This window comes from uncultured Psychroserpens sp., assembly GCF_947503375.1.
GTDB lineage: Bacteria > Bacteroidota > Bacteroidia > Flavobacteriales > Flavobacteriaceae > Psychroserpens.
Genome location: NZ_CANNDQ010000004.1, coordinates 56,977 through 77,023 on the forward strand (window position 1 = coordinate 56,977; position 20,047 = coordinate 77,023).

Below are 20,047 nucleotides of genomic sequence, written 5' to 3' on the forward strand. Positions count from 1 at the left end.
AGTTAATAAAATGTTAAAAACGAAAGATTTTTTTTACTATATTTGACCTTCCCTAAAGTCTTTTTAATAGCTAACTAAAGACTTATAATGAAAGTGCCAACCCTATACTTTGTATTTTTTTATACAGTAGTATCTTTTTCTCAAAACCCTAAAACTACGACTTTGGATTCCTTAGTTGATTGGATCGAGGTACATATAGACAGCCCTAAAGATTCAATTGCTATAGGTCTTAATGCTCATAAGTTATTAAAACTGTCAAAAACATCTAAAAACGAAGATATACTAGCAAGATCTTATCGGTTTTTGGCTGCTTATCATAAAGAACATGCTCAATTAGACTCTTCTGAATATTACCTCAACACTGCAAAAACTATTTATATAAATCAAGAAGACAATCTTGAGCTTGCCAAAACTTACATAGAACTAAAACAATTATTTATAATCAGAGCTGATTACAATAACGCAAAAAAATTTATATACAAAGCATTAGGTTTATACGAAGAAAGCAAAAATGATAAAGGAATCGCACTATGTTACGCTCATATTGGAGACTTACTATACTATGAAAATAATTATCATGAAGCTGTAATCTATTGTGATAAGGCCATAGCAATTCAAAAACGAATTAATGCTCAAGAAGATTTAGCCCTTTCCTATAGGTTTAAAGCTAATAGTCAACTTTTTTCTGGAGTTGATTTAGAAAATGCATTAGAATCCATTAATCAATCTATTGAAATTTACAGGAGTTTAGGAGAAGAAGGAATTCCATTGATGGCTTCTATCAATTGGAGAGGAAATATCTATAAGTATATGGGGCTTTATGAAGAAGCAATTGCTGATTACCAGACAAATTTTGATAACTCAGTTCAAATGGGATTAGAGCGTTACTTGATTCCATCATTAGGGAACATAGGTCATGTTTATCTCATGCAAGGCAAGTATGAACAAGCTTTACCTTACAATTTGAAAGCAATAGATCTAATAAAAAAAACTGGTAGAACTCGTAATCTATGGGAAAACTACATGCATGTATCAAGCATATACGAATCACTTGGAGATTATAAGATGGCACTGCATTATCATCAGTTGTATGCAGAAGAGCATGAAGCCTTTAAAGACAATATAATTCTGGCATTAGAATCTGAAGCACAATCTAAATATGAAGTTGGTCAAAAGAACGCTACCATTTATTTTCAAGACGAAAAAATAAGTCAGCAACAACGCACAAAAGTATTGTATCTGTTATTAACTGGTTTATTAGCTTTGATCATTTTCGGACTATTTCATAACTATAGAAAACGAAAAAAACGCAACGAGCAATTAGAACTTTTAAACGATAAGCTTGATAGCAAGAATAAACAAAATGAACTACTATTAAAAGAAATACACCATCGTGTTAAAAATAATCTTGAACTTGTTAAGAGTTTAATTTCACTTCAATCAGCACAATTAGAAGATTCTGAATCTAAAGACGTTATGATTGCTAGTCAAAATAGAGTTCAATCAATGGGCATCATTCACCAAAAACTGTATCAAGGTGAAAACCTAGGAAGTGTTGACATGAAAGATTATTTTTTAAATCTTAGTGATGGCATCTTAGACACATTCAATGCAGAAGATAAAGTTAAAGTAGTTTGTGCTATGGAACGATTAGAGCTAGATGTAGATACAGCAGTTCCTATTGGACTTATTGTAAATGAACTACTTACCAATGCATTAAAATATGCCTTTCCAAACAAAGGTGAAGGGAAAATTGAAATTAGTTTAACAAAGTCCTCTGCAGAAATTTTAATACTAAAAGTGACAGATAATGGTATTGGAAAATCGAACAGTACTTCTTCGACTGGAACTGGTTTTGGCTCTCAACTCATCAAATTATTAACGCAACAGCTTAATGGGGAAATGCATGAAAAACATGAAGATGGAACGTCAATATTATTTCAATTTAATACTAAATCTGCTGCTTAATGAAGTTACCGACTAAAATATTAATTGTTGAAGATGAAATGATCATTGCTGCTAATATTTCATTACAACTCACTACATTAGGCTACGAAGTTACTGGTATTGTACCAAGAGCAGATGAGGCGTTATCTTGCATCAAACAAAACCCTCCAGATATTGTTTTAATGGATATCAACCTAAAAGGTAAAATAGATGGTATAGAAACTGTTAAGCGCATTCAACAATCGTATAATATTGCAATCATCTATCTAACAGCAAATGCAGATGATGCGCATTTTAATCGTGCTAAGGCAACGCATCCACATGCATTCATTTCTAAACCATTTAAGAAACTAGATCTTCAGCGTTCTATTGAACTCACTATAGATCGCATAGAACAAGAACAAGCTTCCGTAACTGATAAAACCAGTAATGAACATAAATCGTCACCTTTTATATTGAGTAATTGCATTTTTGTAAGGCATCATGAGAAAATGGTAAAAGTAGATATTAAAGATATCTTGTATATTGAAGCAGAGCGTAATTACTGTAGAATTTATTCTAAAGGGAAAGAATACTTATTAGTTATGACATTAAAAGATATGGACGAAAAACTTCCAAACAAACACTTCTTAAGAATACACCGTTCATTCATTATCAATCTTTCTCAAATAGATGAAATTGCAACTAGCCACATCGTTATTGCAAAAAAGGCAATTCCGGTAAGCAAATCATTAAAAGACGAACTGTTGAATAGGCTCCAAACCATTTGATAATTTAATACTCACCTTCGGACAGTAATAAACTAGATTCGTCCTAGATTGGTTTCATATACCTATAGTTATCATGTATTTAGTATTGAGTTTAAAACAAATATTAATTAACCATTTAAAAACTATTATTATGAAAATCTTAAAATCAATCTTTGCTGTCACATGTTTTTTATTAATACTAACAACAAGTATTCAAGCTCAAGAGGACAATAACTTCATGCTTAACTTAACAGAGTTTACAGTGAAATTTGGCCATGATGCCAACTTTACTGATGGTGTTAAAAAGTGGAACAAATGTTATAAAGATAATGGAGGAAAAAACACATGGAATGTTTGGAATCGTGTTCAAGGTTCAGGCAATGTTTATGTGATGGCCTCAAGAATGGATAGTTGGGCTGAGATGGATGCGAGTGATCCAGCTTCAAAAGCGTGCAGTAGCATTGCATATAGCTCAATAATTCCACATATAGAAAGTTCAAGCTTTTCTACAACTAAATATATGCCAGAACTAAGTAAAAATGAAGGCTTAGGTGACAACACTCTTGTCTGGGTTTATAATTTTAAAGTAAAAAATACTTTAGCATTTAACGAGGTCGTAAAAGATGTCGTTAGTACAGTAAAACAAAAAGAAGGCAGCAATAGAGGGTATTGGTACTCAGTAATAGGCGGAAATGGCGCTGACTACTTCGTTTCCGTACCTATGAAAGACTTTGCCGCATTAGATACTAAAATAGACAGTGTTTGGAAAATTTATGAAAGTGTACATGGCGCAGCTAAAACCAAAGCTGCAAGAGAAAAGTTTAGCGCATCTTTAAGTGATGCTTGGGATTATGCTTACACCTTGAGTAAAGATTTAAGCATGAATTAAAATAAAATGATAAAATAATGAAAAATATAATCATAATGGCAATGACTGTTATTTTAATGACAGCTTGCCAACCAAACGAAAAACGCTATACACAACAATCTCCTGAGATTGAAACCGTGAAAAAATTAGTAAGTAATTATAATGGGAAAATTTACGATACTAGTGTATATGCTGACACATCAAAAACCTTTTTCAATTCTAGCAAGGAAGCCATGACTTCTGAAGATGTGATGAACTATCATAAAATAAATGATGCTAATTACTCGAGCAGAGGCTTTACAGGGAAAGACCCAGAATACGAAATGGTCGTTACCGACGAAGGCAAAACATGGGTTAACTGTTGGCTAGATTGGAAAGCTACTCTAGCTGGTAATGGTAAAGAGGTTAACATTCCTGTACACCTTACCTATCAATTTGTAAATGGAAAAATTGTAAGAGAAGTTGGGTATTGGGATCCTACTGAAGTTGTATTGAACCTTCAAGCCATAGAAGCGGCTAGTAAAGCTACTACTGAAGAAGACAACTCTAGTGAATAACCAATTCATTAAATTATATTTCAACAGGCAGATGCGATTTTTGTGGAGAGAATCAAGGTAATCACACAAATAATAGATTTTCTGTTTTAGTGTTTAAAAAAGTAAATCAACCAAAAAACGATTACTTATCTGCCTGTTTATTTAAAAAATCATCAATTAAAAGCTATCCAATTCGCTTAAAATCATTATGAAAAAGGTAGGCATAATAAGTGGCTCAGGGTTTATTGAAAGTGATATTATCAAACTATTTTTAAATCAAGATTTTGATGTCAAAATATCAACCGCAGATATTTCTATAAAAGAAAACTACCAACATTTGATGGAATTAAACAACGCACAAGCATTACATATTTGTGAATTGGATGAATACAACACTACAGCAATTATTGACTTTGTAAAAGATTGCGACTATATCATTCATTTAAATGTAAATAATAGATTAGTGTCTAAGACAGTATTTTGAGATCGAGTAAAATTAAAAATACCGAAAACTAAATAAAATAGTATATTTAGAATATACAAATCTTAATAAACTTAAGCTCAAAAATAAAGTCACAATTAGCAATATATGTGTGTGTCTTATACGCACTTAAACCAACTTGATTAGATGATTACCAAACTTGGAGAGAAGTTTACTTTTTTATTTCAAAAATACATGCCAGACGCTTTTGTGTTTGCTATACTACTAACCCTAATAACCGGTTTATCTGCTTTTTTCTTTTTAGATGCTAAACCTATAGAAATTATAGTGTCTTGGTATGATGGATTTTGGTCGTTACTAGAATTTGGAATGCAAATTGTGTTAATTATTATAACTGGATTTGCTATAGCATTATCTCCAATTATCAATAAGCTTATTGACCGCTTAACCCATTACATAAAAACTCCTAAAAAAGTCTATTTTTTTGTGGTTTTAATAGGTGTATTGCTTTCAATGATAAGTTTTGGCTGGGTGGTGATCACTTGTGTTTTAGCTCGAGAATTAGCGTTACGTATCAAAGGAATCAACTATCCTTTTTTAGTAGCTTGTGTATATTTTAGCAACAGCGCTTGGGTTACAGGTTTATCTAGCTCTATACCACTATTATTGGGTACAAAAGACAATTATTTGATCCAAGCTGGTGTCTTATCAGATGTTATCCCAACCACTTATACTTTAGGCTCTACACTCAATATTGTTACTGTTCTTTTGTTTGTGCTATTTGCTCCTTTAATGATTTTGCTATTAATTCCAAAAACAAAACACATTAAAGAACTAAAGGATATGACTGAACACTCATACAATAAAGAACAAACCTCTATAAAAAATGAAGCCGATGGTCTAAATTTAAACTATAATGCGCTGTCTGATAAATTAAATAATGGCATACTATTACAAATCATTATAGTAGTCATGGGCTTAACATACATCATTTATCATTTTCATACAAATGGTTTTGAATTGAATTTCAATATCATGATTTTCATCTTCCTCATCATTGGATTAGCCTTACACAAAACACCAATGCGCTATGCTATAGCAATGAAGCGATCAAGTAGTAATATCTCAGGAATTTTATACCAATATCCATTTTATGCTGGTATTATGGGAATAATGCTCCATACGGGTTTGGGTAAAGAATTAGCTAATATGCTATCGTCTGTAGCTACATTAGAAACGTACCCTTTCTACGCATTTATAACAGGAGGAATTGTAAATTTTGCTATCCCATCAGCAGGTGGAGAATTTGCCGTTGTTGGACCAAGTATCATAGATGCTGTTAAAGATATTGGTGCTGGTTTACCTGCTGAAGAAGTTACAGCCATGATATCAAGAGCATCATTATCTGTTGCTTATGGTGAGAGCTTAACCAATTTATTACAACCTTTTTTCTTGCTATTAGTATTCCCAATTATGGGAGCAGGAATTAAAATACAAGCACGTGATGTTATGGGTTATTTTGTAATCCCCTTCGTTGTATTGTTTATCATTCAATCTATATTAGTTATGTGGTTACCTTTATAATTCTCTATAACAAATGAATATTGAAAAGCACTTATTTATAAACCATCTAGAGTATTAAACATGAACTTGATTTACATTGGTTTTTATTCATGGGCTACCTATCTTGGTTCAAGATTGAAAATAGTATTACTTTATCCGCTATATAAAATATTTATGAGAAAGTATGTCAGATTAATATCAATAACACTTGTAACACTACTATATTCGCTATCGGTTACAAACTGTAAAGATAACAACCAATTACCTGACCCGTTAGAAGCTGGCTGGAACAATGAAGCTGTTTGCGAAGTTCTTGAAGAAAATTCAAAATTAAGAACATTAAAATGTACTTTCCCTCCTGGTGTAGGACACGAAAGACATTATCATCGAGCACATTATGGCTATACAATAGTAGGAAGTAAATTCAAAATAAAGGATACTGCGGGTGTTAGAGAAGTTAATGTACCAACTGGCTACAGTTTTTATAACAATAAGATTGAATGGCATGAAGTATTAAATATAGGTGACACTACTGCTATTTTTTTAATTATTGAACCTAAATAGTTAACTTGTGCTATGAATGGTTTTGATATTGTTTTGGCAATAGCCATAATCTTATTTGCGCGTCTTGGTATTAGACTAGTAGCTGGTTATATTAAAATGAAAAATGAGCAAAAAAATAACACTCAATGATAGGCTTTTTTAGAAAAATTCGCCAAGTTTTACTCAAAAAAAACAGATTTACTCAATACTTATTATATGCCGTTGGTGAAATTGTTTTGGTTATGATTGGGATTTTATTAGCTATGCAAATCAATAACTTAAATGAAAAACGCAAATTACAAAAGACACTTAATAATACATTTCGAATTATCTCTGACGACTTAAAAACCGATACCCTTATCGCTTCTAATATCATTTCCTATTATGAGAAAAATCAAAAAAATAGCTTAAAGATTATTAACAGAGAGTTTACTAAAGATAATTATTCAGACTGTATGCAGTGTTTTAATCTGGTGACCTTTTATCAACCCTTCAATACGCAATCGAAAGGAATATCTCAGTTAAAAAACATAATTGATGGAGAAAGTAAAGAATTGGATAGCTTAGTAGCTGATATCTCTAAATTTTATTCGGTATTTGAACCAAACATAAAGAAGAGTAATGATCGCATGGAGAATGTTGTGATGAGCAATGTAAATGATTTTCAAGAATTTTCTTGGTTTGTAGATATGTCTCAAGCGAAATTCACACCTGAACTTATAGCATATTTTACTACAAGTGAAGATTATAGAAAACGTGTTGTATCACACAATATGTTAGCAGTTGGTAACCATTTAGGACTCGCTAAAAGCTACAAAGCTAGTGCTACAGAACTTATTCAACGTATTGAGAGCAGACTAAAAGACGAAGATTAAAGATCAAGATAAAACACTAGTCCATTACCATATAAATCATAAAACCCAAATTCTCGAGTTCCCCATGTCGTTTCTTTTAAAGATGTTCTATCATGAAATATATCTTTGGTTTTATACTCATCAAACAACGCTTCAATATGATCTACATATATTCTTAACAAAGGTCTATCTATTGTGACTTCCCATTCTTTTTCATCATGCCATTGCAAATGAATTTCAATACCATCTCTTATGACACCTCCATAATTTGGATTATCTCCTTCATCCTTGAATGCCAACCTAAAGCCTAGCTTTTCTGTATAGTAACGAATGGCTTGAGTAACATTTTTAACAGGAAGAACAGGATGAATATGTTTTAGATAACCAGACATTTATATATTTTTACTACATAAATGTAACACTTTAATTAAATTATTGCCTTTATTTTATGAAACTTTTATTAGCGATTTTTATACTCCTCTTTTCATTTCAATACGGTAGTAGCCAATCTGTAAAACGCATTAAACATATTGATAAAGATTCCATTTATTTAAGTTTTATCAATCCGTATATTGCGCCAATGGAAATTAGTATTACACCTTTAGATTCAACTAGATCGTATATTGGTGTAAACAGTTATGGCATTTTAAAGGAAGGTGACACTTTAAAAAATGCACTCATAATTCCTTTAAGTAAACTATCAGATACTACAAAGATACACGCCAAGTCATATATCAATTTTAAAGCTACATTTGGAGATCCTAATGGTATTATAGACGAAGACCACCTCTATGAATTACCTTTTATGAAAGGGAAACGCTATAAAATCATTCAAAGTTTTGATGGCAAATTTTCGCATAATAAGCCACATTCAAAATATGCCATAGATTTTGGAACTCCTATTGGAGACACCATAACTGCAGCAAGAAGTGGAAGGGTGTTTTTTGTAAAAGAAGACTCTAAAGAGCACTGTAAAACTTCAAAATGTGCAAGCAAAGGCAATAAAGTACTTATCATTCATGATGATGGCACTATGGCTCACTATGTTCATTTAGATTTTGAAGGCGCTTTAGTTGAAATAGGTGATCATGTTAGTGTCAATCAACCCATAGGCATATCTGGCATGACTGGTTTTACAACAATTCCTCATCTTCATTTTGTGATGTACAAAGCGCGTAGTAAATCAATTCCTTATTACTTTAAAGGCTTTCGAAGAAAAAAATTAAAACAAGGCAAGTATTATAAAAAACCTTGGTGAAAGTTATTGTTTCACAATCCCTTTAAACTGACTTATATTTGGATTAATTGGATTTCCAGTAGTTCTCCTAAAAGAAGCCAGCTGCCCACAATGCCATATAGCATCAGCAATAGGACCATTAATTTGATTCCAAAACGGATATTCTTTCTCTCCAAAAATAATTTTATACTGAGAAATATCTTCACTTGTTCTTAAAATATCAGCAGCTGTTTTTAAGTTTTCTAGTATTTGTGTTCTCTTTTCTAAATAACTTAAATCTGCTGCTTCTAATTCTCCATTTGGCTGTTTCAATGTTGAATTGACTATTATATAAGACAGACGCAAAATATGGTCTATAGTTTCTTCGGTAGAGCGCACTTCTTCATTAGGTCTGTATTGCAAATCTTTTTCGGTCAAGCCTTCACTGGACCAGTAAAACCTAAACCCTAAACCATCAACCATTCTAGCAGCTGTCGTACCTGCGGTATATTCATTTGAATATTCAGGGATTTCATAATAAGGTAATTTCGCGCTCTCAGTTTGAGATTGAGAAAAAGCAGTAACTAATAAGATAAAGAAAAGGATACTATTTTTCATTTTATTTAGGTTCTAAAGTCATGACGTAGTCATAACTTTCGTTTAAGTATTTTGCAACGTTATCTAAATCATTTAGCATAGAATCAGGAATTAAAACATATCCTTTCATTACTGCGCCATATGATTTGTAAATAGAAGAATTAAAGGCTTTAATATACTCTTCTTGAACGTCCTTTGAAAATCTAATACCTATTTCACAATCTTTATTGAATAATGAAAACATGTAACCATTAGCTGATGTATAAGGCATTGTTTTTCCTTTACGCTCAAATCTTGAGCATTTAGCAACTAATTGATCATAAACCTTAAGTTTTTCTTCCCACATGAAAGTATGCGTTTTTAGTCTTTCAATTTTGTATCATTGCTTATGGTATCTGTACCATACTTATCAATTAGATAAATTAAGGCAGTCATTGCGCCAGCACCCAGTTCAAGTTCACGTTTATTAACATGTTCAAACGTATCATTAGAAGCATGGTGGTGATCAAAATAACGCTGAGAATCTGGTCTCAATCCAGCTAAGACAATGTTATCATCTTTTAACGGCCCAATATCGGCTCCACTGTAACCTTTTTCAAAATAATGAATCAAATAGGGTTTAAATAAAGGCTTCCAGCTCTGTACTTTAGCTAACATGGCTTCACTAGATTGAAAGCTAAACCCTCTAGGTGTGAATCCGCCAGAATCACTTTCTAAAGCAAAAACATGATGCTCTCCTTTTCGTTTTGCTTCTTCAGCATATTTATTTCCACCACGTAATCCATTTTCTTCATTCATAAACAATACAGCTCTAATGGTTCGCTTTGGTCTAATACCACTTTCTTTGAGCAATCTCAACACATCCATAGACTGTACAACTCCTGCACCATCATCATGCGAGCCATCTCCTAAATCCCATGAATCTAAATGACCTCCAACTACAATAATCTCGTTCGGAAACTCACTTCCTTTAATCTCACCTATAACATTATACGATTGCACGTCTGCCAATTGTTTACAATGTTGACTAAAATATAATTTAATATTCTTGTCAAGCGCCAACATACTACTCAACAATTCTGCATCGTTTGTACTAATTGCTGCAGAAGGAATACGTTTTGAGCTCGGTAAATCACCATAAGACATACTTCCTGTATGAGGGTAATCGTCTAATCTTAAATTTAGAGATCTAACTATAAGACCTACCGCACCATACTTTCCTGCTTCACTAGCACCAGAATAACGTTCATTAGCACATCCTCCATAAGCTTCAAACGTATTTATCAAATCTGCCTGCATAGGTCTGTTTATAAATACAATTTTACCTTTTATATTTTCTTTGCCTAAAGCTTCTAATTCTTCAAAACTGTTAACTTCAATAATGTTGGCTTTTACGCCTCCTGCTGGAGTAGCTATTGAGCCACCAAGCGCGCATATATTAACACTAGTTGTTTTTCCGGGAGCTGTTTCGATATAAGCAAATTCGGGTGCTCCTCTTACCCAACGTGGAACCATGACTGGCTGTAGCCATACACGATCTAAGCCTAAATTTTCAAACTCTTCTTTGGTGTACTGAACAGCTTTCTCTGCGTTTAAAGAGCCCGATAAACGACTCCCTATTTGATTTGATAGATGATCTAACCATTGGTAGCTCATTCCATTGGTAAGCGTATTATTAAAAATAGTTTTAATGGTTTCGGCATCCGTCTGTGCCGATAATTGTAAGGTAATTATTAATGAAAATAATATCAGAATTCGCTTCATGCAGTAATTTTTAAAGCTAAATATACTACTTAAAATATTTACGTTTTATAAAGAAATCATAAAAAAAATATCACTCACTCTCTAACTGCTTTATATAGTTGTCTAAATTCTCTTTAATCTCAGCTTCTAATTCTGGCTCAACAATATCTTTATATTCTGTGAGTGTATCGTATAGTATTCTAGCAACAATATAACGTGCTGTAGGTTTATCGTCTGCTGGAATGGTATACCAAGGTGCATGTGGTTTTGATGTTCGGTTAATGGCATCTTCATAGCATTCTTGATATTTATCCCAAAGTTTACGTTCTTTGAGATCTCCTGGCGAAAACTTCCAATTCTTTTCAGCTTTACGCAAGCGCCTTAATAGTCGGTTTCTTTGCTCATCTTTAGAAAGGTGTAAGAAGAATTTAAAAATAAGGGTTCCATTTTGTGCAATATGCTCTTCAAAAGCGTTGATTTGATCAAAGCGCTTATCCCAAAATGATTCGTCAATATCTTCTACTGAATTTACATCAGGCAGAAACTCACCAAGAATATAGCTTGGATGCACACGAGTTACCAATACATTCTCGTAATGTGTTCTATTGAAAACACCAAATTTCCCACGTGCTGGCAACGCAATATAGTGTCGCCAAAGGTAATCATGCTTGCGCTCTAATTCGGTAGGCACTTTAAAACTATGAACGACTATTCCTCTAGTATTAAAATCTTTAAACACTTCACGAATCATACTATCTTTACCTGCAGTATCCATACCTTGAATACAAATCAAAACGGCATACTTTCCATGAGCATAAATGGTGTTTTGAAAGTCGCCTAGTTTTTCCCTTACGTCTTCTAGCTCTTTTTCAATTTCTTTTTTATCAGCATCCAAATCAAATGTAGTAGGTGTGTCTTTCAACTGGATACTTTTGGTGACTTGGAATTTATTTACGTTGATGTCTTTCATACGATTTTTATTTTGATGCAAACATCTTTACATCATGTTCACTTACTTCATTTTCGCCAAGGATAATTAAGCGTTCTACTACATTACGTAGTTCTCTAATATTTCCGGTCCAATCATACTCCTGTAATAATTTGATCGCTTTTTTAGAGAATGATTTTTTGGCTGTACCTTGTTCTTCAGCAATTTTCTTTGTAAAATAGTCTATTAATAAAGGAATATCTTCACGTCTATCATTTAAAGCTGGTACTTTTATTAAAATTACTGCCAATCTATGATATAGATCCTCTCTAAATTTCCCATCTTCTATTTCTTTTTTTAGGTTTTTGTTCGTTGCAGCTACTACGCGAACATCTACTTTAATATCTTTATCATTACCTACGCGTTGAATTTTATTTTCTTGTAAAGCTCTTAACACTTTAGCTTGAGCAGAAAGACTCATGTCTCCTATTTCATCAAGAAAAATTGTGCCTTTATTAGCGGCTTCAAACTTTCCTGCTCTATCTTTTACAGCACTTGTAAAAGCACCCTTTACATGACCAAACAACTCACTTTCAATAAGCTCAGAAGGTATTGCTGCACAATTTACCTCTACTAAAGGTCCTTTTGCGCGTTCGCTTTTTTCATGTAACCAATGTGCAACCAATTCTTTACCTGTTCCATTGGGTCCAGTAATTAATACACGAGCATCAGTAGCTGCTACTTTTTCTATCATGTCTTTGATATGAGAAATGGCTTCACTTTCACCAATCATTTCATATTTTTTGCTGACTTTCTTCTTAAGCATTTTGTTTTCGACAACAAGCTCTTTCCTATCTAAAGCAATGCGAACAGTATTTAAAAGTCTGTTCAAATCTGGTGGCTTAGAGATGTAATCAAAAGCACCAAGACGCATGGTATTTACTGCTGTATCTAGATCGCCATGACCTGAGATCATGACCATAGGTGTTTCTGGCTTGATCTTTTTTACGGCCTCAAGAACTTCAACACCATCCATTTTAGGCATTTTTATATCACACAGGACAAGATCATAATCTTCTTTCTTTATTTTTTCAATACCAACTAATCCGTCTTCAGCCTCTTCAACTGTGTAAGCATCGTTTTCTTCAGAAAGAATTTTTACTAATACTCTTCTAATAGCTGCTTCGTCTTCAATTACTAAAATTTTTGCCATAATTATATTTTAAATTTTATTCCTGTTCTTAGATAGAACGCATTTACATCGTCTAATTTAAAAACTTCATCTCTATCTTTATTGCGTAGCACATTATTTAATCTAAATGTATAACCTGTATAAATGTAAGCTACCAAATGTTTAGTGAATAAATATTCATATCCTAAACCTCCAACTGCAACTGATAATGAAATGTTTTCTACCGCTTTTCCATTAACAAGCTGTGGTCTTTGCAAATGTGCGAAATACCCATCAAGGCCAATAAATGCTTGCAACATATTTTTTTCATTTAAGAAGCGTTTTATATTAGATTTTGGCACGCCAGCATTAAATGACCACTTATCATTTATTCGTCTATAATAGCTTACAAAAGGCAAAGGAAATGGCACTCCTGTTGTTGCGTTATATGTCAATCCTAAAATCAATCTGTAAGGACGTTTAAGACCTTCATCTTTAGTTCTGTCATTAATAGCGTAGGCTCCTCCATTCAGAAAAAAATCATCAGAAGTTAATTTTTCGGTAAGTGTTGATGCTATTCTTGGGTTGAATTTAAAACCTAATCGCCATTTTTCACTAGTCTTAAAAGTATAGCCTATATTTAAGTCAATAATATTTATAGTTTCTAATAGCGAACGGTCAAATGGGTAATCGTCTTCTAAATTAAGAATAATACGATTATATTCAGCTCCAATAATAAGGTAACAATCTTCGCTTGTCTTTATTGGGTAATTGAGTAAAGCTCTAAGTCTTGTGTATTGATCTTCGGAATCACTTTTTGGTATGAATGAATACTCCAATCGAGCTATGTCTGTGAGTTGAGCAGTCATCGAGTATGATATTAGACAAAAAAATAATGAGATAAAAACTTTACACAGTTTATTGATCATAGAATAGTATAGCTATTATTAAGTTTCTTATTTGGTTTTAGTATTATTCAGATTTTTGAATAATATGTATATCTCGCTGAGGGAAAGGAATGGTCACATTGTGTTCCCTAAACAATTTATCTATTTCAAAACGTATATCACTCTTAGGAAATTGTGCTTTGAAACTATCATTTATAGTAAATACGACCCTAAAATCTAAACTACTGTCACCAAAGTTGGTAAAAACTACTGCAACAGGTGGTTCAGGTAACACATCGGGATGAGAGCTAGCAGCCTTAGTGAGTAGCTTTTTTACCAATTGTACATCACTACCATAAGCGACCCCAACTGAGACACTCTCACGAGTTATCGATCCATTTTGCGTCCAATTGTACAAACTATTCTCAAGATATAGGTGATTAGGAATTACTAATACTTTATTATCAATAGTTACTGCTCTTGTGGTTCGAAGTTTAATTTCTTCTACACGACCAACCTTTCCATCAATTTCTATAATATCTCCAACATGTACAGACTGATCTATTAAAATAAATACACCAGAGATGATATCTTGAAATAAGGTTTGCAATGCTAATCCTATTCCAATTAATAATGCAGCAGATGCAGCAAAAACAGCAGTAACATCTACACCAACACTATGCAATGTTATGAGCAGTATGATTAAATAGACAAGCCACCTAAAATAGCCAAAAACCACATTGAATTTTCCTTTATCTTCTAATGGTAAATTTCTAGTAAATGCTTTAAGCACTAGTCTTAAAACGATGGTTGTTATAAAAATAACTGTGATAATAATCAATACATCTAAAATTGAAATACTAATATCCTCACTAAAATCTATGTGTTGATTTAGAAATACTTTAGTATTTTCCCAAACAGAGCTTTCAGTAATAGTTTCTTCTATTTTAGATAAATCTTGAGCCATAATTAATACTTAATCCACTTGAATAATTCTTTATAACTTGGCTTTTTCCCATACATCAAGATACCAACCCTATAAATCTTGGCAGCGAACCATACAGTAAAAACAAAAGTGCATATCAATATTAGTAAAGATAATACTTGTTGCCAAATAGGAACACCAAAAGGTATTCGCATAAGCATCACCACTGGTGATGTCAATGGCACAAATGAAAACACAGTAGATACTGTACCATGAGGATCTTCAATTACAGTAAATATTCCAACATATACTGCTAATATTAAAGGCATAATAATAGGCATCATAAACTGCTGAGTATCAGTTTCGTTGTCTACAGCAGCTCCAATTGCAGCATACAAAGAGCTATATAATAGATAACCTCCAATAAAAAAGAACATGAATGCAATAAGTAAGTTAGCTATTGGTAAATTTAAAAATGATGCTATCGCCAATTGCATCTCCTGCTCCATCCCAGGATTTTGCATTGCTTGTTGCATAATTTCCTGCTGTGGTGTTTGCAATTCAGACAAGTTAATGCCTAAGATTGCTGTTAAAACAAAAATCATCACACTACCTAGAACTACCCAAATTGCAAATTGAGTTATTCCCGCAAGTGAGGTTCCAATAATTTTACCCATCATAAGTTGAATAGGTTTCACTGAAGAAATAATGACTTCAATGATCCTGCTTGTCTTTTCTTCAATAACACTACGCATGATCATGTTACCATAGATAATAATAAACATAAATAACAAATAACCTGCTGCACCTCCAAAGAACAGCTTCAAATAGCTATCTATTTTTGATGTTTTTTCGCCTGTGAATGTTTCTTGCGCTATATTAATTTTAATTTGCGAGGCTTTTATTTTTTCAATATTAACACCATCTCTTTGCAATTTAGTGTTAGAAAGCTTGTCTTCAATTTTTCGCTCTAAACTACTCATAATTGATAATGAAGGGGATTCATCTGAATAAAATCTAACCGTATCAACAATGTTCAAAGTATCTTGACTTTTCTCAATATACAACAACCCAAACTCTTCTTTTGCCTTTACAAGTTCTTTAGCCGACTCTAAGTTTGTATTTGATAAAATGGTATAGGTTGTATGCTCAGTATTAACAAAAACATCACTTAAAACTCCTGTTTCATCCAACACAGAAATAGCTCGCTCTTTATCATTATTTAACTGAGACAAGTAGGCTACAACTGCAATTAGCGCAATCATAATCAATGGGCTAACAAATGTCATTATAATGAATGATTTGTTTTTTACCTTAGTAAGGTATTCACGTTTTATAATGAGTGGTAAATGATTCATTTTAGTTGTTTTTTACAGTTTGAATAAAGATATCATTTGCACTTGGTATAACCTCTACAAAATGGTGTACTTCAGCCTTAGATGTTAAAAAGGAGAGCAGATCATTTGAAGTATCCCCTTCGTGAAGTTTAATGTTCATTTTAACGTCATCATTTAAATTTCTAAATGTTGCAGGCATAACCTCAAACTTCGCTTTTATTGCATTAGTTACACTATCAATTGCATTGGTTTGTAATCCAACTTCAAAAGTATTGGTTTTGAACTCACGTTTGATATCAGTGAGTTTACCATCTAGAATCTTATTCGATTTGTGAATTAATGCAATGTGGTCACAAAGTTCTTCAACAGACTCCATTCGATGTGTTGAAAAAATAACGGTAGCACCTTCATCTCTTAGCTGAAGAATCTCGTCTTTGATTAAGTTTGCATTAATGGGATCAAAACCAGAAAAAGGCTCATCAAAAATAAGTAATTTAGGCTGATGCAAAACGGTTACTACAAATTGAATTTTTTGTGCCTGACCTTTACTTAGTTCTTGTATTTTTTTATTCCACCAATCGCCTATTTCTAATTTCTCGAACCAATATTTCAAGCGTTTTTTTGCTTCTTGTTTACTCAGTCCTTTCAATTGAGCTAAATACAGTGCTTGTTCTCCGACTTTCATTGACTTATACAAACCACGTTCTTCTGGGAGATATCCAATATTCTGAATGTGTTGCGGTTGCAATGGCTCTCCATCTAATAAAACATGACCAGAGTCTGGCATAGTGATTTGATTAATAATACGTATTAGAGTAGTTTTTCCTGCGCCATTGGGACCTAACAAACCAAAAATACTTCCTTTTGGTACAGCAACAGAAACTGAATTGAGTGCTCTAAAATCTCCAAAGCTTTTAGATACAGATTCAGCAACTAAGAGGTTGTTCATATGAAAAAAATTGAAATTGTTAATTTTGCAACGCGTAAAGATAAAAATGTTACTGATGTTATTTGTGCTAAATCACTAAATTTTTGGTTACAAAACAAAATACAGATGATCTAAAAAACAAAACCCACCCTTAAATAAATAAGGATGGGAAAAAATTGCTATGAAAAAGAAAAATTACCACTAAAATGAATTAGTGATATTCAAATATAGTGTTTTTTCTTAAAATCTCTATTTTTAAGAAAACATATCTTTAACTTTTTCAAAAAAAGATTTATCACCACTTTCTGGTTTAGGATCGAAATGCTCATCGTTTCGCATACTCTCAAAGAACTCTTTTTGCTGCTTGCTTAATGTTTTTGGTGTCCAAACATTAACATGAACTAACAAATCACCTGTTCCATAACCATTGATACTTGGTATTCCTTTACCACGTAAGCGCAATATTTTGCCAGATTGCACTCCAGCTTCGATTTTAATTCTCACTTTACCTGTAACTGTATCTATTTCTTTAGAAGTTCCTAATACTGCATCAGGCAAGCTTACATAAAGATCGTAATGCAAATTATCACCTTCTCTCTTGAGTGTTTCATGTTCTTTTTCTTCAATAACAACTAATAAATCACCAGATATTCCATTACCAGGCGCTTCATTACCTTTACCTGTTACTTTTAATTGCATTCCATCTACCACTCCTGCTGGAATTTTCACAGATACCGTTTCTTCCTGCACCTTAAGCCCTTGGACATCAGCATCATTAGGTTTTTTATCTATACTTTGTCCTGCACCTCCACAAGTAGGACAAGCTGAAGAGGTTTGCATTCTCCCAAGAATGGTATTTGTCACTCGAGTAACTTGACCTGAGCCATTACAAGTACTACACGTTTTATAAGTAGTTCCTGGAGCTTGGATTTTGCGTTTTACTTTAATCTTCTTCTCGATACCATTGGCAATTTCATCGAGTGTAAGTGTGACACGTATTCTAAGGTTACTACCCTTTACGCGTCTTTGACCTCCTCCAAAGCCACCTCCAAAGCCAGAAAATCCTCCGCCTCCAAATGCACCACCAAAAATATCGCCAAACTGACTAAATATATCGTCCATATTCATACCACCACCGCCAAAGCCACCAGCACCATCAAAGGCTTGATGCCCAAATTGATCGTATCGTGCTTTTTTGTCAGCATTACTTAGTACCTCATAAGCTTCTGCAGCCTCTTTGAATTTGGCCTCAGCTTCTTTATCATCGGGATTTTTATCGGGATGATATTTTATTGCCATCTTACGGTAGGCTTTTTTAATTTCAGACTCAGAAGCATTCTTATCGACTCCTAATATTTCGTAATAATCTCTCTTTGCCATAATTAGATTCTTAGTCCTTTTAAAAACATGTAGGACATAAGCATTTTAGTTAATATTTATTGGCCTATAACCACTTTTGGAAAACGAATTACTTTATCTCCCAACTTATATCCTTTCTCTACTACATCTACAATTTTACCCTTAAGCTCATCATGTGGTGCTGGGATTTGAGTGATTGCCTCATGTAAATCTGCATCAAAAGCATCGCCAGAATTTACTTCAATTTTTTCTAACCCTTTTTGGTTAAGTGCATTAAGTAATTTATTATAAATTAGAAGGACTCCTTTTCTAAGTTCTTCAGCCTCTTTATCTTCTTCTATATGTGTAAGTGCACGCTCAAAATCGTCTAAAACTGGAAGCATCGCTAACATAACATCTTCACTAGCTGTTTTGAATAAATCAATGCGCTCTTTTGCTGTTCGCTTTTTATAGTTTTCAAACTCTGCAAACAAACGCATAAATTTATCTTTTTCTTTGTCTAGTGATTCTTGCAGTTGCTCTTCAATTGTTGGTGTTTTAGTATCTGTATCTTTAACATCTACATCTTGAACTTCTATATCTTTTTCAATGTCGTTTTTATCTTTTTTACCCATTGTATTAGTCATTTTAATAAATCTTCGATTTAAGATTTGCAAAAGTACTGCCATTATTTTTAAAATGTCAAAATGTCATCAAATAAATTTTATGAATTTGTCCAGTACTAAAAATTCGTTATTTTTATATTAGAATTTTAACATTAAAAACACTTAAAATGATTAAAAAAACATTCATCTCTGTTGCAATCTTAATTGTGGTATGCTGTTCTATAACATCTTGTAATGATAAAGCTAAAGAAGCCAATACTAGTAATGCAGAAGCCGCTGCAGTAAGTAAAAGTACTTCTGAAAAATTTAACGTCAATATTGGTGAATCTAAAATAGAGTGGAAAGGTTTTAAACCTACTGGCACACATACTGGAACTATTAATTTAGAAAATGGTATTTTTAAGACTGATGATGGTAAATTACAAAGCGGAACATTTTTAATAGATATGACATCAATAAATGTAACTGATCTTGAAGTTGGTGATGGAAAAGAAGACTTAGAAGCTCATTTAAAAGGTTCTGTTGAAGGAAAAGAAAATCATTTTTTTGACGTTAGTAAATTTCCTATATCAGAGTTTGAGATAACCAGTACAGAATCTCTTGCTGCAGGAAAGACTAGACTTTCTGGTAATCTTGCCATAAAAGGACAAAAACACAACATTTCATTTCCTATTACCATAACCAATAATAATGATGTTATGACCATTGAAAGTGAACCATTCACTATTGATAGAACAAAATGGGGTGTCAATTATGGATCAAAATCTATTTTTGACGATCTAGGAGATCGTTTTATAAATGATGAAATAGAACTAAAAATCACTATCAAAGCCAAAAAAGCGTAAAATA

General features: G+C 32.8%; 22 protein-coding genes. 10 read left to right on the forward strand and 12 right to left on the reverse strand.

Features of this window, described 5'->3' with window-relative positions; genetic code table 11:
• Positions 1-162: 162 nt before the first annotated feature.
• The 8 genes from Q0876_RS07975 to Q0876_RS08010 all read left to right on the forward strand — a co-directional run bounded on the left by Q0876_RS07975 (position 163) and on the right by Q0876_RS08010 (position 7,523).
• Positions 163-1,968 (forward strand): histidine kinase dimerization/phosphoacceptor domain -containing protein, encoded by a 1,806-nt coding sequence (locus Q0876_RS07975; protein WP_299225985.1) that lies wholly within the window; start codon positions 163-165, stop codon positions 1,966-1,968.
• Positions 1,968-2,717 carry a LytTR family transcriptional regulator DNA-binding domain-containing protein gene (locus Q0876_RS07980; RefSeq protein ID WP_299225988.1) on the forward strand — a complete coding sequence of 250 codons (750 nt, stop codon included), beginning with the start codon at positions 1,968-1,970 and terminating at the stop codon, positions 2,715-2,717. The genes Q0876_RS07975 and Q0876_RS07980 overlap by 1 nt, the downstream gene beginning before the upstream one ends.
• Positions 2,718-2,847: 130 nt before the next feature.
• Positions 2,848-3,585, forward strand: a complete 738-nt coding sequence (locus tag Q0876_RS07985; protein ID WP_299225991.1) for a hypothetical protein — start codon at positions 2,848-2,850, stop codon at positions 3,583-3,585.
• Between the two features lie 17 nt (positions 3,586-3,602).
• Positions 3,603-4,121 carry a nuclear transport factor 2 family protein gene (locus Q0876_RS07990; RefSeq protein WP_299225994.1) on the forward strand — a complete coding sequence of 173 codons (519 nt, stop codon included), beginning with the start codon at positions 3,603-3,605 and terminating at the stop codon, positions 4,119-4,121.
• A gap of 187 nt (positions 4,122-4,308) precedes the next feature.
• Positions 4,309-4,584 carry a hypothetical protein gene (locus Q0876_RS07995; protein WP_299225997.1) on the forward strand — a complete coding sequence of 92 codons (276 nt, stop codon included), beginning with the start codon at positions 4,309-4,311 and terminating at the stop codon, positions 4,582-4,584.
• 144 nt (positions 4,585-4,728) lie between these two features.
• A complete protein-coding gene (locus Q0876_RS08000) occupies positions 4,729-6,126 on the forward strand; it encodes a TIGR00366 family protein (protein WP_299225999.1) in 1,398 nt (465 codons plus the stop codon).
• Positions 6,127-6,186: 60 nt separating this feature from the next.
• Positions 6,187-6,669, forward strand: coding sequence for a cupin domain-containing protein (locus tag Q0876_RS08005; protein ID WP_299226001.1), 483 nt, complete (start codon positions 6,187-6,189; stop codon positions 6,667-6,669).
• 125 nt (positions 6,670-6,794) lie between these two features.
• Positions 6,795-7,523: a hypothetical protein gene (locus Q0876_RS08010; RefSeq protein ID WP_299226003.1), complete on the forward strand. Its 729-nt coding sequence runs from the start codon at positions 6,795-6,797 to the stop codon at positions 7,521-7,523.
• Here the strand turns inward: Q0876_RS08010 and Q0876_RS08015 are convergent.
• Positions 7,520-7,894, reverse strand: coding sequence for a VOC family protein (locus Q0876_RS08015; RefSeq protein WP_299226006.1), 375 nt, complete (start codon positions 7,892-7,894; stop codon positions 7,520-7,522). The two genes, Q0876_RS08010 and Q0876_RS08015, sit on opposite strands and share 4 nt — an antisense overlap.
• Before the next feature lie 56 nt (positions 7,895-7,950).
• Between Q0876_RS08015 and Q0876_RS08020 the strand changes: the two genes are divergently transcribed.
• Entirely contained in the window at positions 7,951-8,760 is an 810-nt protein-coding gene (locus Q0876_RS08020) for a M23 family metallopeptidase (protein ID WP_299226008.1), read from the forward strand.
• 3 nt (positions 8,761-8,763) lie between these two features.
• Here the strand turns inward: Q0876_RS08020 and Q0876_RS08025 are convergent, their stop codons facing one another.
• The 11 genes from Q0876_RS08025 to Q0876_RS08075 form a co-directional block, all read right to left on the reverse strand.
• Positions 8,764-9,336 (reverse strand): hypothetical protein, encoded by a 573-nt coding sequence (locus tag Q0876_RS08025; RefSeq protein WP_299226011.1) that lies wholly within the window; start codon positions 9,334-9,336, stop codon positions 8,764-8,766.
• Between the two features lies 1 nt (position 9,337).
• Complete coding sequence (locus Q0876_RS08030) at positions 9,338-9,661, reverse strand: hypothetical protein (protein ID WP_299226014.1); 324 nt, start codon at positions 9,659-9,661, stop codon at positions 9,338-9,340.
• Between the two features lie 14 nt (positions 9,662-9,675).
• On the reverse strand, positions 9,676-11,079 hold the full coding sequence (locus Q0876_RS08035; protein WP_299226017.1) for a M20/M25/M40 family metallo-hydrolase: 1,404 nt from the start codon (positions 11,077-11,079) through the stop codon (positions 9,676-9,678).
• 70 nt (positions 11,080-11,149) lie between these two features.
• Complete coding sequence (locus Q0876_RS08040) at positions 11,150-12,028, reverse strand: PPK2 family polyphosphate kinase (RefSeq protein ID WP_299226020.1); 879 nt, start codon at positions 12,026-12,028, stop codon at positions 11,150-11,152.
• 7 nt (positions 12,029-12,035) lie between these two features.
• On the reverse strand, positions 12,036-13,199 hold the full coding sequence (locus tag Q0876_RS08045) for a sigma-54 dependent transcriptional regulator (protein ID WP_299226023.1): 1,164 nt from the start codon (positions 13,197-13,199) through the stop codon (positions 12,036-12,038).
• Between the two features lie 2 nt (positions 13,200-13,201).
• Positions 13,202-14,026: a DUF6268 family outer membrane beta-barrel protein gene (locus Q0876_RS08050; protein ID WP_299226026.1), complete on the reverse strand. Its 825-nt coding sequence runs from the start codon at positions 14,024-14,026 to the stop codon at positions 13,202-13,204.
• Between the two features lie 103 nt (positions 14,027-14,129).
• Complete coding sequence (locus Q0876_RS08055; RefSeq protein ID WP_299226029.1) at positions 14,130-15,011, reverse strand: mechanosensitive ion channel domain-containing protein; 882 nt, start codon at positions 15,009-15,011, stop codon at positions 14,130-14,132.
• A 2-nt stretch (positions 15,012-15,013) separates the two neighbouring features.
• Positions 15,014-16,327: an ABC transporter permease gene (locus tag Q0876_RS08060; protein WP_299226032.1), complete on the reverse strand. Its 1,314-nt coding sequence runs from the start codon at positions 16,325-16,327 to the stop codon at positions 15,014-15,016.
• Between the two features lies 1 nt (position 16,328).
• Positions 16,329-17,255, reverse strand: a complete 927-nt coding sequence (locus Q0876_RS08065; protein ID WP_299226035.1) for an ABC transporter ATP-binding protein — start codon at positions 17,253-17,255, stop codon at positions 16,329-16,331.
• 234 nt (positions 17,256-17,489) lie between these two features.
• Entirely contained in the window at positions 17,490-18,614 is a 1,125-nt protein-coding gene (gene dnaJ / locus Q0876_RS08070; protein ID WP_299226038.1) for a molecular chaperone DnaJ, read from the reverse strand.
• A 56-nt stretch (positions 18,615-18,670) separates the two neighbouring features.
• Positions 18,671-19,207 carry a nucleotide exchange factor GrpE gene (locus tag Q0876_RS08075; RefSeq protein WP_299226041.1) on the reverse strand — a complete coding sequence of 179 codons (537 nt, stop codon included), beginning with the start codon at positions 19,205-19,207 and terminating at the stop codon, positions 18,671-18,673.
• A gap of 158 nt (positions 19,208-19,365) precedes the next feature.
• Here Q0876_RS08075 and Q0876_RS08080 point away from each other — a divergent pair, with 158 nt between their 5' ends.
• Positions 19,366-20,043 carry a YceI family protein gene (locus tag Q0876_RS08080; protein ID WP_367276642.1) on the forward strand — a complete coding sequence of 226 codons (678 nt, stop codon included), beginning with the start codon at positions 19,366-19,368 and terminating at the stop codon, positions 20,041-20,043.
• The last annotated feature ends 4 nt before the right edge of the window (positions 20,044-20,047 follow it).

What these genes read in the sequence shown, in the direction of transcription:
- Q0876_RS07980 (WP_299225988.1), top strand. Translation starts at nt 1,968, where the DNA reads ATGAAGTTACCGACTAAAATATTAATTGTTGAAGATGAAATGATCATT.
- Q0876_RS07985 (WP_299225991.1), top strand. Translation starts at nt 2,848, where the DNA reads ATGAAAATCTTAAAATCAATCTTTGCTGTCACATGTTTTTTATTAATA.
- Q0876_RS07990 (WP_299225994.1), top strand. Translation starts at nt 3,603, where the DNA reads ATGAAAAATATAATCATAATGGCAATGACTGTTATTTTAATGACAGCT.
- Q0876_RS07995 (WP_299225997.1), top strand. Translation starts at nt 4,309, where the DNA reads ATGAAAAAGGTAGGCATAATAAGTGGCTCAGGGTTTATTGAAAGTGAT.
- Q0876_RS08000 (WP_299225999.1), top strand. Translation starts at nt 4,729, where the DNA reads ATGATTACCAAACTTGGAGAGAAGTTTACTTTTTTATTTCAAAAATAC.
- Q0876_RS08005 (WP_299226001.1), top strand. Translation starts at nt 6,187, where the DNA reads ATGAACTTGATTTACATTGGTTTTTATTCATGGGCTACCTATCTTGGT.
- Q0876_RS08010 (WP_299226003.1), top strand. Translation starts at nt 6,795, where the DNA reads ATGATAGGCTTTTTTAGAAAAATTCGCCAAGTTTTACTCAAAAAAAAC.
- Q0876_RS08015 (WP_299226006.1), bottom strand. Translation starts at nt 7,894, where the DNA reads ATGTCTGGTTATCTAAAACATATTCATCCTGTTCTTCCTGTTAAAAAT.
- Q0876_RS08020 (WP_299226008.1), top strand. Translation starts at nt 7,951, where the DNA reads ATGAAACTTTTATTAGCGATTTTTATACTCCTCTTTTCATTTCAATAC.
- Q0876_RS08025 (WP_299226011.1), bottom strand. Translation starts at nt 9,336, where the DNA reads ATGAAAAATAGTATCCTTTTCTTTATCTTATTAGTTACTGCTTTTTCT.
- Q0876_RS08030 (WP_299226014.1), bottom strand. Translation starts at nt 9,661, where the DNA reads ATGTGGGAAGAAAAACTTAAGGTTTATGATCAATTAGTTGCTAAATGC.
- Q0876_RS08035 (WP_299226017.1), bottom strand. Translation starts at nt 11,079, where the DNA reads ATGAAGCGAATTCTGATATTATTTTCATTAATAATTACCTTACAATTA.
- Q0876_RS08040 (WP_299226020.1), bottom strand. Translation starts at nt 12,028, where the DNA reads ATGAAAGACATCAACGTAAATAAATTCCAAGTCACCAAAAGTATCCAG.
- Q0876_RS08045 (WP_299226023.1), bottom strand. Translation starts at nt 13,199, where the DNA reads ATGGCAAAAATTTTAGTAATTGAAGACGAAGCAGCTATTAGAAGAGTA.
- Q0876_RS08050 (WP_299226026.1), bottom strand. Translation starts at nt 14,026, where the DNA reads ATGACTGCTCAACTCACAGACATAGCTCGATTGGAGTATTCATTCATA.
- Q0876_RS08055 (WP_299226029.1), bottom strand. Translation starts at nt 15,011, where the DNA reads ATGGCTCAAGATTTATCTAAAATAGAAGAAACTATTACTGAAAGCTCT.
- Q0876_RS08060 (WP_299226032.1), bottom strand. Translation starts at nt 16,327, where the DNA reads ATGAATCATTTACCACTCATTATAAAACGTGAATACCTTACTAAGGTA.
- Q0876_RS08065 (WP_299226035.1), bottom strand. Translation starts at nt 17,255, where the DNA reads ATGAACAACCTCTTAGTTGCTGAATCTGTATCTAAAAGCTTTGGAGAT.
- dnaJ (WP_299226038.1), bottom strand. Translation starts at nt 18,614, where the DNA reads ATGGCAAAGAGAGATTATTACGAAATATTAGGAGTCGATAAGAATGCT.
- Q0876_RS08075 (WP_299226041.1), bottom strand. Translation starts at nt 19,207, where the DNA reads ATGGGTAAAAAAGATAAAAACGACATTGAAAAAGATATAGAAGTTCAA.
- Q0876_RS08080 (WP_367276642.1), top strand. Translation starts at nt 19,366, where the DNA reads ATGATTAAAAAAACATTCATCTCTGTTGCAATCTTAATTGTGGTATGC.